Source organism: Leifsonia sp. NPDC102414 (assembly GCF_044765685.1).
In the GTDB taxonomy this organism is placed as follows: Bacteria; Actinomycetota; Actinomycetes; order Actinomycetales; family Microbacteriaceae; genus Leifsonia.
In genome coordinates this window covers 20,595-36,024 of the sequence record NZ_JBIWKN010000002.1, presented here as the reverse complement: position 1 = coordinate 36,024, position 15,430 = coordinate 20,595, and the positions used below count along the sequence as shown (strand labels likewise).

The window sequence follows — 15,430 nt, the reverse complement described above, 5'->3', positions numbered from 1 at the left end:
TTTCGGTCCAAGGCCAGGATGCGCCAGCACACCGAAGTGAAAAGGCACGAGGAGATTCGATGCAGCAGTCCACGTCCACCGCGACGATCCGACCCTTCCAGAGTGGCGACGGCCCCCGGATCGCCCAGGCCTGGACGGCCGCGGCATCGGCAGATGGAATCACGTACGACCGATTCCGCGACATGTTCCTCCTCGACCGCAACTTCGACGCGGCCGGCCTCCTGGTCGCCGAGGCCGACGGCGAGATCGTCGGAGCCGCGTACGGCGTCCGTCGCCTCATCGCCGCCGACGGTGCGGACCTCGAACCGGACTCCGGCTGGATCCCGTTCTTCTTCGTCACCCCCGGCCACCGCACGCAGGGACTCGGCACCGCCCTCGTCCGCAACGTCATGGACTGGCTCGCCGGTACGGGCGCGAAGACCGTCTACTTCTCCTCGTACACGCCCAACTACTTCCTCCCCGGCCTCGACGCGGCGCGGTACCCGGAGGCCGCTCGCCTGCTGGCGTCGCTCGGCTTCACCAAGCAGTACGAATCGGTCGCGATGGACCGGACGCTCAACGACTACGAGCTGCCGGAGCGCATCCGCGAGAAGGTCGCCGCGATGCGGGCGGATGGCTGGACGTTCGGCTCGCCGACAGGAGACGACCTCGTCGACCTGATCGACATCGCTGGCTCGCGCTTCAACCCGGACTGGTCCCGCGGCATCCGCGAGGGCGTGCTCGGCGGTCAGCCGCTCGAGCGGATCATCACCGTCCGCAACCCGGAGGGGGTGATGCTCGGCTGGGCGATGCACGGCACGTACGAGAACGTGCTCGAGCGCTTCGGCCCGTTCGGCGTGCTGCCGGAGAGCCGAGGCACCGGCCTGGGCGAGATCCTCCTGCACCTCACGCTCGAACGGATGCGCGCACTCGGCGCCCACAGCGCCTGGTTCCTCTGGACAGAGGAGACTTCCGCGGCCGGATACCTGTACACGAAGACCGGCTTCACCATCACTCGCTCATTCGCGATCCTGCACGCGCCGCTCGCTGCCTGAACAGCAGCGTCACCACCACTGAGAGGAAAACCATGAGAACAGCACTGTTCGGCCGCCGAGGCCGAATCGCCAAGGCGGCACTCGTCGTCGGTGCGGCAGCGCTCGCGCTGTCCGCCTGCAGCGGTACCGGTTCGTCCGGCAGCGACGACGGCAAAGTCACGCTCACCTTTCTGAGCCACTACGGCCAGGACCCGATGAAGAGCGGCATGACCAAGATGATCGACGAGTGGAACTCGTCCCACCCCGACATCCAGGTCAAGCAGCAGACGGTCAACTTCGACGATCTCCTCACCACGCTCAACGTGCGTCAGACGGGCGGCAAGGGCGCCGACATCATGAGCTCGTACTCGCTCTGGGGCGGCCAGCTCGCAGCAAACGGCGTGCTCGACAAGCCGTCGGCGGAGGTCGCGAAGGACATCACGGACAACTACAGCACCGCGGCGGCCGCGTCGGTCACCGGCGGAAGCGGCCAGGTCTTCGGGTACCCGACGGAGTTCAATACCTACGTCCTGTACTACAACAAGAAGATCCTCGCCGACGCCGGATACGACAAGCCGCCTGCCACCTGGGACGAGCTCAAGGAGATCGCGAACAAGACGACCAAGAAGGACAGCTCTGGGAACTACCAGGTCGTCGGCATCTCGCTCATCCAGGACGGCGACAACCAGACGGCCCACCCGTTCCTCTCCCTGCTGGACTCGGCGGGAGGGAAGTTCCTGAACGACAAGGGCGACTCCGCGCTGAACAGCAAGGCCAAGGAGACGATGCAGCTCGAGGCGGACCTCGCGAAGTCCGGTGCCACGACGACGTCGATCATGCCGACCAAGACCTTCCCGAGCAACGGCGTCGCCATGGCGATCCAGGCCGGATGGTGGATCGGCAGCCTCAAGTCCCAGATGAAGGACGAGTACTCCAACGTCGGCACGGCTCCTGTGCCAGGTCCGAAGGCCGGTGAGGAGGGCTCGCTCGCATACTCCTTCTTCACCGGTGTGAACTCCGGCAGCAAGCACAAGAAGGAGGCCTGGGAGTTCCTCACCTGGCTGAACTCGAACAAGAACAAGGAGGGCGTCACCGAGATGGGCGACTTCCTGGCCACCAACGGTCTCATCCCGCCGCGCAAGGCAGACGCCGACATCCTCGGCCCGAAGCTGCAGGCGGAGGACGCGAACCTGACGCCGATCTACGACGCGGCGAGCTACGCGATGGCCGAGTCCAACGCCGCCAACGCGTACAAGGCGAAGACCTCGCTGCACAATGCGCTCAACGAGATTCTTGTGAACAACGCTCCCGTCGATCAGACCTTCAAGAACCTGAACGCCGAGATCGACCGCAAGTAGCAATCCGGCTGGACAGGGCTGCCCCCGCAGCCCTGTCCAGCCTCTACCCCCGAACAGCCCACCGGGCGTACCAGCCCCGACAGGCGGAGACGACATATGACTGGAATGTACGCGAGCGCGACGCGCGAAGCGACGAGCCAACTCGGCCAGACGGAGCTGTCAGCGCCGTCCAAGACGCGATCCAGGCGGTTCAGGAGGGAGGGCCGCGCCGGCTACCTGTTCCTGGCGCCGTCCCTCCTCTTCTTCCTGATCTTCCTGATCCTGCCGTCGTTCTTCGCGATCTTCCTCTCGCTCTCGCAGTGGGGAGGGTACGACCTCACCCAGATCAAGTTCATCGGGGTGGAGAACTACTCGGACATCCTCAACTTCAACAGCACGTTCCTGTCGCCGATCCTGGTGAACACGCTCGTCTTCGCTGCGATGTCCGTCGTCCTCGCCGTCGCCGGCTCTCTCCTGGTCGCGCAGTGCATCGAGCGGCTCAAGTTCCAGGGCTTCTGGCGCTTCCTCTACTTCCTGCCCGTCGTCGCGACCGTCGTCGCCATCGGTAACGTCTGGAAGATGATGTACCAGCCGTCCGGCCTCATCAACGGCCTGCTCAACGCGCTGCACATCAACTCGATCGGCTTCCTCTCCGACCCGAAGATCGCGCTGCCGTCCGTCGCCGTCGTGCAGGCGTGGGCCTCCATCGGGGCGGCGGTGCTCATCCTGACCGCCGGCATCAAGTCGATCGACCGCACGGTGTACGAGGCCGCGGAGATCGACGGCGCCAACAGCTGGCAGACGTTCTGGGGCATCACCCTCCCCCTGCTCCGGCCGTCCCTGGTCTTCGTCTTCATCACTCAAGTGATCGCCGGACTGCAATCGTTCGCCCTCATCATCGTGATGACGAAGGACGGCGGGCCGGTCAACTCCACGAACGTCGCCGCGTTCGAGATGTACCAGCAGGCCTTCAAATTCGGTGCGTGGGGGACAGCGAGCGCGATGGCCATGGTGCTGTTCGTGATCATTTTCATCATCACGCTGATCCAGCTCTGGGTCAGCCGACGTTCGGGAGACGACGACTGATGGCCGCGCGCAACAAACGAGTCCGCACCCCTTGGTTCTCCTACGCCCTCGTCGCGATCGGCGGCGTCGTGATGGCGCTGCCGTTCCTGGACATGCTGTTCAGCTCCTTCAAGGGACCTGGCGAGTACGGCGTCCTCCCGTACCACTTCCTGCCGGAGGACTTCACGTGGAGCAACTACAGCGCCGCGTTCGATCAGCTGCAGCTCGGGCGTCTGTTCATGAACAGCGTGATCGTCACCGTGGTGGTGACCGTGTCCGTCCTGATCACCTCGGCGATGGCGGGATACGCGCTCGCCAAGCTGCGCTTCCGCGGCAGGGATGTGATCTTCCGCTTCATCCTGGCGACGATGATGCTCCCGCCGTTCCTGCTGCTGATCCCCGACTTCCTCATCATGGTGAACTGGCCGCTCGTCGGCGGCAACAACATCCTGGGCCAGGGCGGAGATGGCGGCATGACGACCAACATCGTCTCGCTGATGCTCCCGTTCCTGGTGAGCGGCTTCGGAATCTTCCTGATGCGGCAGTTCATGGTGAGCGTGCCGAACGAGATGCTGGAGGCGGCGCGCATCGACGGTGCCGGCGAGTGGCGGCTGTTCTACAACATCGTGCTTCCGCAGGCCAAGCCGGTCGCCATCACCCTCGGGCTGATCACGTTCGTCGGCCAGTGGAACGACTACATCTGGACCTCGCTGATCGCGTCGACCAACTCCGACCTGATGACCCTCCCCGTCGGCATCCAGCTGCTGCAGAGCTTCATCGACCCCAACCGCACCATGCCCATCGTCATGGCCGGAATCGTCATCAGCACCATCCCGGTGCTGATCATCTTCCTGTTCTTCCAGAAGTACTACGTGCGCGGCGTGATGCTCAGCGGCATGAAGTAAGCGGCATGAAGTAGCGGGATGTGCACCTCGAATCGCACGACCAACCAGAAACGGAGCACTACGTGAGCAGGACAGTCCTCGCCATCGGCGGGCACATCGGAGACATGGACCTCACGGCGGGGCCGACCCTCGCCAAGATGGTGCTCGACGGCGACCGCGCGATCATCGTCGCGTGCACGTACGGCGAGCGCGGACACCCCACCCTCAGCCCGGACGAGTACCGCGTCCAGAAGGTGCGCGAGGGTGAGCAGTTCGCCGCGGACATCGGTGCGGAGTTCCGGGTGCTCGACTATTCGGACGGGTTCCTGCCGGACGACGACGAGGCCGCGAACCAGCTGGCGGACATCATCCGGGCGGAGAAGCCGGAGATCATCATCACCCACTGGACCACGAGCATCCACAGGGATCACGAGCGCGCGGCGATCCTCGCCGAGCGTGCCAGATTCCTCGCCTCGCTCCCGCTGGACAGCCCGCTCGGCCGCCACGGCGTGAAGCAGGTGCTGCACGCGGACAACTGGGAGGACGCGGAAGGCTTCCAGCCGGACCTGTACGTGCCGATCCCGCAGGAGGCGTTCGACATCTGGCGTGCCGCCATCCAGAACCAGGCGTTCGCCCGCGGAGAGACGTACGGTTTCCGCTACATCGACTACTACACCGCGATGATGTCGGCGAAGGGATGCCTCGTCGGCACGGAGCGCGCCTGCGGCTTCACCGTCGGCGGCAGCTCGAAGTTCGAGCTCGCCGGGCCGTGAGCATCGCAGCCCCTGCCGAGCGCACGACCGGCGCGACGGGCGCGACGGGCGGCGCAACCAGGAGGCACGCGATCGCGCACGACGCGTCGCACTACCTCCTGATCCCGTCGTCGGTGGAGTCGCCGGAGACGGTGGGCGAGGTGGCCGACCTGATGCGCAGAGTGCGCGCGGCCGGCACGTCCCTCACCTTCCGCTCCGGCGGCACCAGCCTCAGCGGGCAGGGTTCGACCGCGGGGGTGCTTGCTGACACACGCAGGCACTTCCGCGCCATCCGCGTGCTCGACGACGGGATGCGCGTGCGCGTCGGCCCCGGAGCCACGGTCAGGCAGGTCAACGCCTCGCTCGCCAGACACGGACGCAAGCTCGGCCCCGACCCGGCGAGCGAGGTGGCGTGCACCATCGGCGGCGTCCTCGCCAACAACTCCAGCGGCATGGTGTGCGGGATCACGCAGAACTCGTATCGCACGGTGGAGTCGCTGGTCGTGGTGCTGCCGAGCGGGACGGTGGTCGACACCGCCCTGCCGGACGCCGACGCCGCCCTGGCGAGCGCCGAGCCTGAGCTGCACTCCGGTCTCACCAGGCTGCGCGAACGCGTGCTCGCCGATCCCGCGTCCGTCGCAACCGTCGAGCGGCTGTTCAGCAGGAAGAACACCATGGGCTACGGTGTGAACGCCCTGCTCGACTTCGAGCGACCTGTCGACATCCTCGCGCACCTGATGATCGGCAGCGAGGGCACCCTCGGCTTCATCTCGTCCGCCACGTTCCGCACCGTTCCCGTGCTCGGCTCCGTCGCCACGGGGCTCGCCGTCTTCCGCACATTGGCGGACGCTGCGGCAGCCACGAGTGTTCTTGCCGACGCCGGGTTCGCCACCGTTGAGCTGATGGATGCGACCTCGCTGCGGGTGGCGCAGCAGCTCCCCGACTGCCCGGACGACATCGCGGCGCTCGCGGTCGATCGGCACGCTGCCCTGCTCATCGAGCTCCAGGCGGGGGACGCCGCGACGCTGGCCGCCGAACGGCGCCGCACCGCAGCCGTACTGGATGCGCTGCCCGTGGTGGATGCGGTCGTCCTGTCCCCTGAGCCGGCACGGCGCGCATCCCTGTGGCACCTCCGCAAGGGCCTGTACACCGCGGTCGCAGGAGCGCGGCCGTCCGGGACGACCGCGCTGCTCGAGGACGTGGCCGTGCCCGTCGAGAATCTCGGGGCGTTCTGCGACGGCCTGATCGCGCTGTTCGACCGGTTCGGCTATGAGAACTCGGTGATCTTCGGCCACGCCAAGGACGGCAACGTCCACTTCATGCTCACCGAGCGCTTCGACCAGCCGGAGCTGCTCGCTCGCTATCGCGCGTTCACCGAGGCGATGGTCGACCTGGTGCTGGAGTTCGGCGGCTCGCTCAAGGCGGAGCACGGCACGGGCCGGGTGATGGCGCCCTTCGTCTCCCGGCAATACGGCGACGAGCTGTACGCGGTGATGTGGGAGATCAAGCGCCTCTTCGACCCGACGGGGACGCTCAACCCCGGCGTCCTGCTCTCCGACGACCCCGACTCCTATCTGCGCGACCTCAAGATCACCTCGACCGTCGAGTCGGAGGTCGATCGCTGTGTGGAGTGCGGATACTGCGAGCCGGCCTGCCCGTCGCGCGACCTCACGCTCACTCCTCGGCAGCGGATCGTGCTGCGCCGGGAGATGGCGGACGCCGAGCGCAGAGGCGACAGCGAGCTGCTGGAGGAACTGCGGTCCGACTACGAGTACCAGGGCGTCGAGACCTGCGCCGTCGACGGGATGTGCCAGTCGGCGTGCCCCGTCGGCATCAACACCGGCGACCTGGTGCGGCGGCTTCGTGCGGAGACGGCCGCGGGTCCGGCCGCTGCGGTCTGGGGTGGAGCGTCCCGTCAGTGGGGCGCTGTCACGGCCGCGGCGGGCGCGGCGCTCACCATCGCGAAGGCTCTGCCAGCTCCCGCGGTGAAAGCCGCGACGGTGGTCGGCCGCTCCCTGCTGGGCGCCGACCAGGTTCCTCTCTACTCCGCTGAGCTTCCAGGCGGAGGTCGCGCTCGCCGTGCGCGCGCGGCCGCCGAGCCTGTCGCCGTGTTCTTCCCCGCCTGCGTGGGCACAATGTTCGGAGCGCCTGGTGGTGCTCTGTCGGCGTCAGAGGCGTTCATCGCTCTGTGCGAGCGCGCGGGCGTCGAGGTGTCGGTGCCGGACGGCATCGGCTCGCTCTGCTGCGGAACCCCGTGGAAGTCGAAGGGGTACACGGCGGGCTACGAACGGATGTCCGACCGGGTGCGCGAGGTACTGACCGAGGCGACGGACGGCGGGCGCCTGCCCGTGGTGTGCGACGCGAGCAGCTGTACGGAGGGCCTCGCCCTGATGGCGGAATCGGCCGGCTTCCGCGTCGTCGACAGCATCGCCTTCGCCGGCGAACACCTGCTGCCGGCCCTGACGGTCACCGAGCCGATCGGCTCGATGGTCCTGCACCCCACCTGCTCGTCAGCGCAACTGGGTATCGACCCGGTCCTGACGTCGCTCGCCTCCTCTATCGCGGCCGAGGTCGTGACACCGGTCGCCTGGGGATGCTGCGGCTTCGCGGGCGACAGGGGGTTGCTGCATCCCGAGCTGACGGCCAGTGCCACCGCCGCCGAAGCAGCAGAGGTTGCCTCCGGCAGCTTCGACGCATACGCGTCCACCAACCGCACCTGCGAGCTCGGGATGACCAGGGCGGTCGGGGAGGACTACGAGCACATCCTGGTGCACCTGGAGCGCGCGACCAGGCAGCAGGACTGAACAGTTTCCGCCCCGTGCGTACGGCGCGATCGCACGGGGCGGGAAACCCTTCCCTCTTCATTCCTCGACGCAGAACGGAACATCGACATGCAGGAGCCAGCAACGCAGCATCCGGACATCGGCGACGACAGCGCGCTGCGGCGTCTCGCCAACAGTGTGATCTGGCCGGGATTCCGCGGGAGGACACTGCCGGCCTGGGCGGAGGACGCCCTGCGGGACGGCCTCGCAGGGCTGGTCTACTTCGAGCAGAACATCGGAGGTCCGGAGGAGACCAGGGCGCTCTCCGCGCGCATCCACCAGCTCAACCCTGCCGGGCTGATCGGCGTGGACGAGGAGGGCGGCATCGTCACGCGCCTCGAATCCCGCGACGGCTCGTCGACGCCGGGGAACGCGGTCCTCGGCAGGGTCGACGACATCGCGCTGACCGAGCGGGTCTCAGCCTGGACAGGCGACCTGGTCGCCGCGGCGGGCATCGACGTGGATCTCGCCCCGACGGTCGATGTCAACGTGGACCCGCGCAACCCCGTCATCGGCGTCCGGTCGTTCGGCGCCGACCCCGACCTCGTCTCCCGGCACACCATCGCAGCGGTGCGGGGACTCCAGTCGGCGGGCGTCGCGGCCTGCGTCAAGCACTACCCCGGCCATGGCGACACCTCCACCGACTCACACCTGGCGCTCGCCGTGAGCAACGCGTCGGATGCGCAGTTCCACGACGTGCACCTCCGCCCGTTCGCCGAGGCGGTGGCGGCGGGCACGAAAGCCGTGATGACGGCGCACCTGCGGGTGCCGCAGCTCGGCGACGAACCTGCGACGCTCAACCCGCGCGCTCTCGGACTGCTCCGCTCCCTCGGCTTCGACGGCGTGATCGTCTCGGACGCCCTCGACATGGCGGCGATCAGGCACACGGTCGGGATGGGCAGGGGAGCGGTGCTCGCGCTGCTGGCGGGCGTGGATCTGCTCTGCGTCGGCAACCCGGCATCGAACCCCGCGCATCCGGACGGGCCGACGGACGAGATGGAGTACCGCGAGGTCAGGGATGCGCTGGTCGCCGCACTGCGCTCCGGCGAGCTCCCGGTTGCCAGGGTCGAGGACGCCGCGCGCAGGATCGCGGAGCTGGCCGCCTGGGTGCGGATGCAGCAGCACCGGGACGCCCTGCCCGCCGTTCCGCAGCTCGACGCGATCGTGTCCGCAGCGCTCGACGTCGCAGGCGCGCCCAGGCTCGGGCCTGGCCGGCTGACGGTGGTGGATGCGCGCACCAAGCGCAACATCGCCGTCGGCGCGCAGGCCGACCACTTCACCAGAGCGCTGAGCGCGCACCGCGAGGTCGAGCGGGTCTGGCTGACCGACGCCGGCTCCGCCGCGGACGCTGCGCGCCGCGCCGCCGATGTCCTCGGCGCGGCGACGGCGCCCGTCCTCATCGTCAATCAGGTGCAGAGCAACGCGCTCGAAGCCGCGGTGCTGGACGCCGTGATCGCGCGGCGCCCGGACGCGGTGGTGATCGTCGCCGGCTGGCCGCCGCCCGGAGACGCAGCAGCCGGCCTGAACGCGGTCTACGCCTACGGCTCAGCGCGCATCAACGCGGCCGCAGTAGCGCGGGTCCTCTGCGGCTGAGGCGAGATGCCGAGACGACGCGTGGCCTCTGTCACGATCTCCGGGAAGAGACCGGACAGCCGGTACTCGATCTCCATCATCCAGATTCCGGAGTAGCCCGCCAGCGCGTCGATGGTGGTCTCCCAGTCGATCGAGCCCCAGCCCATCGGAAGGTGCAGATCCCCGCGGCCGAGGGGGAGGTCCTTGTTGTACTGCCCATTCTGCGAGAGCCTGGCGAAGTTGTCGTGCGCGTGCACGTGCGCGAGCAGCGGGCGCACGGCGGCGATCTCCTCGATGAACCCCCAACCGTACGCGGCCGACGTGAGGTGCAGATGCCCGAGGTCGAGCGTGATTCCAACGTTCGGGTGGGCGACCGCCTCGACATGCCGAGCGATGTCGGAGGGACGGAGACCGTACGTCAGCGCTGCCGGATCTGTCCACGCGTTGTTCTCGACGCCGATGACGACGCCGTTGCGCTCCGCTGCGTCGCCGAGCGCGCGCAGCTGGTCGATGTCGCGCTTGAGCAGATCGCGGCCGCGCGGATGCTCTGCGGCGACCGCTCCCGAGCCGGGAGCCAGAAACGACGAGTGGTAAACGACCACCTCTGCGCCGATGTCGCCGGCGAACTCCAAGCCGGCGTCGAAGACCGCGCGATAGTCATCGCCCCACTCCTGATCCATCAGGTTGAGGTCGTACGGCAGATGGATGCTGTAGCGGAGCCCTGCTGACGCGAGCACGGATGCGACTCTGCGCACGCGCGCGGGCTGCAGCGCGCCGCCCACCACCACGTCGAGACCCTGAAGGATCAGCTCGGCGTGGGTGCATCCCGCGTCTGCGATCTGACCGAGGTGCTGGGCAAGCAGCTCGTCGTCTCCATCGATCATGTCGGCGTTCGTGCTGATTCCGAGGCCGACGATGGGCATTCCGCCTGCAGGTGTCTGCGGTGAGCCGGTCATGCTGCGACCGCCTCCTCCTCTTCGACGCTCGGGGAAGCGTCGAAGAGGTGGTACCGGGAGACGGTGAATTCCGTCCGCTCTCCCGGCCCGGTCAGCGGCGGCAGGTCGGCGGCGAACGTCTCCCCACCTGGCAGCTCCAGTTCGGCCAAGGAGTAGCTGCCGCGGAAGCCAGAGGCGACGATGACAGCGTGGTGGGTTCGTTCGCCGGCGCTGCCGGAGAGATGAACGTCCTCCGGCCGGAAGCAGAGGACGGCGGGGCCATCGCCGCGCTCGGGCGCCGGGAGGGTGAGGCCGCCCGCGTCGCTGGTGAACACGCGATCGACCACGGTGCCGGTGAGCCGGTTGTTCCGTCCGACGAAGCGTGCAACCGTCTCGTCGGCCGGAGTGCGGTAGACGCCGGCAGGCGTGTCAACCTGGAGCACGTCGCCCGCCGACATCACCGCTATGCGATCCGAGAGCTCGAGGGCCTCCTCCTGGTCGTGTGTGACATAGATGGAGGTGATATTGAGGCTGCGCTGGATCTCCTTGATCTCGCGCCGCATCTTCACCCTCAGCTGCGCGTCCAGGTTGCTCAGCGGTTCATCGAAGAGCAGGACCCGGGGGCGGAAGACAAGAGCGCGCGCGATAGCGACACGCTGCTGCTGACCGCCGCTCAGCTCGCTCGGATAGCGCTTGGCGACGTGCGCCATGTCGATCATCTCGAGCGCCTCCATCACCCTGTGCTCGCGCTCGGGCTTCGGCACCTTGCGCGTCTTCAGCCCGAACGCCACATTGTCGGCGACGGTCAGATGCGGCCACAGCGCGTAGTTCTGGAACACGAAGCCGATGTTGCGCCGCCACACGTCGACCGTCGAGACGTCCTCGTTCCCGATGAGGATCTGACCGCTCGTGGCGCGTTCGAAGCCGGAGACGCAGCGCAGCATCGTGGTCTTGCCGCAGCCGGACGGACCGAGCAGGGTGAAGAACTCGCCGTCCTCGACGGTCAGGTCGACGCCGTTGAGCACCTGCACGGAGCCGAACGACTTCACGAGGTTCTTGATACGGATTTCGGCGGTCATGCTCGATGCCCCTTCATTGAGAGTTTCTGGGTTGTCACAGCCGGATGTTCTTTCTGGTGACGAGGTTCACCGTGAGCAGGATGACGTTCACGCTGAGGAGGAGCACCACGCCCATCGCGGCGGAGAGACCGAAGTCTGCACCGCTGGAGAGGGCATTGCGGTAGATCGCCACCGTCATGGTCTCCCACGGCGGCCGGTAGAGGATCAGGCTGGAGCTCAACTCCGTCATCATCTGGAGGAACGCGAGGGATGCCCCCGTCAGCACGCCACCCATCATGAGCCGGAGGGTCGTGGTGAGGAATGCGCGCCCAGGGCCGGCCCCAGCCATGAGCGCAGCCTCCTCGACAGCTGGATGCACCTGATAGAGCGACGCCTCCGCGCTCTTGATCGCGAAGGGCAGCTTCCGTACGAAGGACACGATGACCAGGATCAGCCAGGTGCCGGTGAGAATCAGCGGCGGGTTGTTGAAGACGACGACATAGCCGAGAGCGAGGACGGTGCCTGGGATGATGTACGGCAGCGTCGTCGTCACATTGAGGAACGGCGAGACGAACTTCATCTTCTTGCGGACGACGAGGTACGAGATCCCGACGCCGAACACTGCGCACAGCACGGTGGCGATCCCGCCCACCATGAAGCTCACGCCGATCGGCGCGAGATGCTCGGTGAAGAGGCTGGTGTAGTTCTCGAGCGTGAATGTGCTGGAGAGGATGCCGTAGTTCCATTTGAGGAACGAGACGACGACCAGGGTCACGTGCGGCGCGAAAGCGGCGATGAGGATGACGGCGGTGTAGACCATGATGCCGATTGTGCCCGCCCGGCCCGCTCGTGCGGTTCTGGACCGTTTCGCTCCCAAAGTGGCGAAGGTGCGTTTGGCAAGGATGATCCGCTGCACGGTGAGGGCCACCGACGACATCAGGATCATCACGAGACCGGCCGTGGAAGCGAGCGACAGATTGCCGCCGACCTCGCTCACGTACTGCCCGTAGACGAGGGTCGGCATCACGGGGAACTCGCCGCCGATCACAGCGGGGGTGCCGAAGTCGGAGAACGCTGCCAGCATCGCCATGAAGATCCCCGTGACGATCCCCGGGATTGCGAGAGGGATCTCGACGCGGAAGAGCGTGCGGATGCGGTGGGCGCCTGCGGACGCTGCCGCATCGGCGAGGCTCGGGTCCTGGTTCGTGAAGCCCTCGAAGCTCAGCAGGAAGACCAGAGGGAACACCAGCCAGGTGACCACCCAGATGACCCCTGCTGGTCCGATTATGTGCAGATCGAGGTCGACGTGGAAGAGGTCCTGGACGATGTTGTGCACGACGCCGAAGCGCCCGAGGAGGATCAGCCACGCGTACGCACCGAGGAACGGCGGTGACGCGGTCGCGAGGGTGATGAAGGTCAGGGCGACATTCTTGCCGGTGAAGTCATAGCGGGCGAACAGGTATGCGAGTGGGACGGCGAGGACCGTTGCGATGCCCGCCGTCGAGAACACGACGAGAAGGCTGTTGCCGATGGCCGCCGTGTACTGGGACGACGAGAAGAACGTGACGAACGCGTCGAGGCCCCAGCCCGTCGACGTTCGGAACGCCGTCGCGATCGTGTTGATCTGGGGCAGGATGATGAACACCGCGCCGATCACCATCGTGACGGCGGCGAAGATCAGCCACGGGCTCCGCTGGAGCGCAGCGCGGATCGTGCGTCCAGCCCTGGCGGGCGGCGGCCCGGCAGGGGCAGCGGCCTGCTGCTCCTGCCGGGCCGCCCGTTCGGCCTGGATGGTCACTTGCGTGCCTCGGCCACTGTGTCGGTGAACTTCGTCGAGACGTCCTCGCTGTTGACCTTGCTCGTGTCGATGAGTTTGAGCGTGGAGAGCTTGGCGAGGCCGGCAGGAGTGGATGCACCGGTGAGTGTCGAGCGGCGGAGAATCTCCTTCACCGTCACCTCACCGCCCTCTTTCGATGTGAGGAAGTCGACGAAGTGCTTGGCATTGCCGAGGTTCTTCGAGCCCTTGATGATGCCGAACGCGTCGAGCGCGTTGGTCACGCCATCGGACGGGAAGATCATCTTGACAGGGACCCCGGCCTCTTGCCATTTGGTCCCGAGATCCTCGTTGATGAACCCGACCGGCTGTGCGCCGCCTTTGACCGCATCGAACATCGCGTCTGAGCCAGGCAGCACAGTGAGGTTCGGAGCAAGCTTGGAAATGTAGTCCCAGCCCTTGGCCGCCACCATCCCGCGCACGATTGACTGACCGGTCCCCGACTTCGTCGGGTCGGCGAACGCGATCTTGCCGCCGGACCAGGTGGACTTGGTCAGGTCGGAGAGCTTGGTCGGCCACGACGACTTGTTCGGGAGCAACTGCGTGTTGACGAGGATCGCCTGGGGCATGATGTCCCAGCCGTGCCAGAGGTGATCGGGGTCCTTCTGGACCTGGTCGGCGTCTCCGGGGGACGTGTACGCCTGGAAGAGCTCCGGCGCGGACGTGAACGACGATGGGGAGGCGCCGAGGAAGACGTCGCCGCCGGGGTTGCCCTTCTCGGCGGTGACGCGCGCGAGCAGTTCGCCGGAACCGGCGTTCACGATCTGCACCTTGATGTCCGGGTACTGCTTGGCGAATGCCTTGAGGAGCGGCTCTGTCACCTCCGTGCCGCTGCCGGTGTAGATCACGAGATTGCCGGAAGCCGCTGATCCTGCATTCGACCCGGCGGAGGACGTCGACGTCGACGCCCCCTCCGAGCCGGACGCGCAGGCACTCAACGCCACGGCGCTGATGGCTGCGACCGCGATGACGGGAAGCAGTCGTCTGAACTTCATGGGTTCTCCTTCGTTGGGGGTGGGGGCTGCAGCATCACCGGGAGGCGATGGCGGCCTGGTGGTGGTCGAGAAATGCGCGATCGTCGAGGTCGAAGTGGTCTGCGAACGCGACGACGTCGTCGAAGCTCGGCGCGCTGGACGCGCCCCCGAGCCTGGTGACGGAGATGGATGCGGCGAGCGCTGCGAATCGGACCCTGTCGCGCAGGCTCCAGTCCTCACCGTCCTGCGCCACAGCGGCTGAGGCGATGAAGCCGGCGGCGAACACATCGCCTGCCCCTGTCGGATCGACGGCGCGCACACGCGGTGCAGGCACCTCGATGACGCTCCCCGTAACAGCGTCGACAGCGACGACGCCGTCGGCGCCCCTGGTGACGACGGCGAGCGGAACATGCTCTGCGAGCTTCTTGGCAGCGGCGACGGGATCGTCCGTGCGGGTGTACCGCAGAGCCTCGTCCTCGTTCGGGATGAACACGTCGACATTCACGAGTCGGTCGAAGATGTCCTGCGACCATTCACCTGTCTCATCCCATCCGACGCCGCCGTAGACGACTGCGCCGCGTCGGCGGAGCTCTGCGATCCACAAGGGAAGCTCGCCGTCGGCGACGCTGACCTGCACAGCGCCGAAGTCGAGTCCAGCCTCCGACAGCGTATGAGCCGCCTGTGGCTCCTGGTAGGTGATGAAGGAGCGGTCGGCCTCACTGGTGATCGCGACACTGACGGGGGTCTGCCAGCCATCCACGGTCTCGACGAGAGTGGTGTCGAGCCGTGGCTCCGATTCGAGCATGGCGGCGAGATGGTTGCCGAGCGGATCCGCGCCCAAGCGGGTGAGCAGCGCGGCGCCGGCCCCGAGCCGCGCGGCGGCAACGGCGCGGGTGGCGACGCCGCCCAGCGCGATGGCGAACCCGCTCGCCCACACTTCGTGGCCAGGCCGGGGAGCTTCGACACCGGCGAACACCAGGTCGCAGAAGGTGTCGCCGACGAACAGGACATCGCGGCGCGTCGAGGCATCGATCTGCGCGCAAAGGTTCCCGTTTCCCGGTTCCTGCTGGGCTTTCAACACTGAACTCCTCGTCATCGGCGAGCGGCCATCGGTGGCTGTTGTCCTGTCATACTCACGAATGAGCGAACATGAGCATGAATACTGACACACTTTTGGGGTAAAT

The 15,430-nt window shown here is 67.1% G+C and carries 12 protein-coding genes; 7 read left to right on the top strand and 5 right to left on the bottom strand.

Annotated elements, in window-relative coordinates:
* The first annotated feature begins 59 nt into the window (after positions 1-59).
* The 7 genes from ACIRCZ_RS08455 to ACIRCZ_RS08425 all read left to right on the top strand — a co-directional run bounded on the left by ACIRCZ_RS08455 (position 60) and on the right by ACIRCZ_RS08425 (position 9,466).
* Positions 60-1,034 carry a GNAT family N-acetyltransferase gene (locus ACIRCZ_RS08455; protein ID WP_402851807.1) on the top strand — a complete coding sequence of 325 codons (975 nt, stop codon included), beginning with the start codon at positions 60-62 and terminating at the stop codon, positions 1,032-1,034.
* A gap of 32 nt (positions 1,035-1,066) precedes the next feature.
* The gene (locus ACIRCZ_RS08450) at positions 1,067-2,371 is read left to right on the top strand and encodes an extracellular solute-binding protein (RefSeq protein WP_055898706.1); all 1,305 of its coding nucleotides are present in this window, start codon (positions 1,067-1,069) and stop codon (positions 2,369-2,371) included.
* Between the two features lie 96 nt (positions 2,372-2,467).
* Positions 2,468-3,436: a carbohydrate ABC transporter permease gene (locus tag ACIRCZ_RS08445; RefSeq protein ID WP_082581583.1), complete on the top strand. Its 969-nt coding sequence runs from the start codon at positions 2,468-2,470 to the stop codon at positions 3,434-3,436.
* The gene (locus tag ACIRCZ_RS08440) at positions 3,436-4,320 is read left to right on the top strand and encodes a carbohydrate ABC transporter permease (RefSeq protein WP_055898708.1); all 885 of its coding nucleotides are present in this window, start codon (positions 3,436-3,438) and stop codon (positions 4,318-4,320) included. The genes ACIRCZ_RS08445 and ACIRCZ_RS08440 overlap by 1 nt, the downstream gene beginning before the upstream one ends.
* Before the next feature lie 62 nt (positions 4,321-4,382).
* The gene (locus ACIRCZ_RS08435; RefSeq protein WP_055899104.1) at positions 4,383-5,072 is read left to right on the top strand and encodes a PIG-L deacetylase family protein; all 690 of its coding nucleotides are present in this window, start codon (positions 4,383-4,385) and stop codon (positions 5,070-5,072) included.
* Complete coding sequence (locus ACIRCZ_RS08430) at positions 5,069-7,855, top strand: FAD-binding and (Fe-S)-binding domain-containing protein (RefSeq protein ID WP_402851798.1); 2,787 nt, start codon at positions 5,069-5,071, stop codon at positions 7,853-7,855. The genes ACIRCZ_RS08435 and ACIRCZ_RS08430 overlap by 4 nt, the downstream gene beginning before the upstream one ends.
* Before the next feature lie 87 nt (positions 7,856-7,942).
* Complete coding sequence (locus ACIRCZ_RS08425; RefSeq protein ID WP_402851795.1) at positions 7,943-9,466, top strand: glycoside hydrolase family 3 protein; 1,524 nt, start codon at positions 7,943-7,945, stop codon at positions 9,464-9,466.
* Here ACIRCZ_RS08425 and ACIRCZ_RS08420 read toward each other — a convergent pair.
* Genes ACIRCZ_RS08420 through ACIRCZ_RS08400 form a run of 5 tightly spaced genes read right to left on the bottom strand, consistent with a single transcriptional unit; the run spans position 9,412 to position 15,327 of the window.
* Complete coding sequence (locus tag ACIRCZ_RS08420) at positions 9,412-10,401, bottom strand: sugar phosphate isomerase/epimerase family protein (protein ID WP_402851792.1); 990 nt, start codon at positions 10,399-10,401, stop codon at positions 9,412-9,414. The two genes, ACIRCZ_RS08425 and ACIRCZ_RS08420, sit on opposite strands and share 55 nt — an antisense overlap.
* On the bottom strand, positions 10,398-11,459 hold the full coding sequence (locus ACIRCZ_RS08415) for an ABC transporter ATP-binding protein (protein WP_402851789.1): 1,062 nt from the start codon (positions 11,457-11,459) through the stop codon (positions 10,398-10,400). Before ACIRCZ_RS08415 ends, ACIRCZ_RS08420 begins: the two co-directional genes overlap by 4 nt.
* A gap of 34 nt (positions 11,460-11,493) precedes the next feature.
* The gene (locus ACIRCZ_RS08410; RefSeq protein WP_402851786.1) at positions 11,494-13,236 is read right to left on the bottom strand and encodes an ABC transporter permease; all 1,743 of its coding nucleotides are present in this window, start codon (positions 13,234-13,236) and stop codon (positions 11,494-11,496) included.
* Positions 13,233-14,267 carry an extracellular solute-binding protein gene (locus ACIRCZ_RS08405; protein ID WP_402851783.1) on the bottom strand — a complete coding sequence of 345 codons (1,035 nt, stop codon included), beginning with the start codon at positions 14,265-14,267 and terminating at the stop codon, positions 13,233-13,235. The genes ACIRCZ_RS08410 and ACIRCZ_RS08405 overlap by 4 nt, the downstream gene beginning before the upstream one ends.
* Before the next feature lie 34 nt (positions 14,268-14,301).
* Positions 14,302-15,327: a carbohydrate kinase family protein gene (locus ACIRCZ_RS08400; RefSeq protein ID WP_402851780.1), complete on the bottom strand. Its 1,026-nt coding sequence runs from the start codon at positions 15,325-15,327 to the stop codon at positions 14,302-14,304.
* Positions 15,328-15,430: the final 103 nt, after the last annotated feature.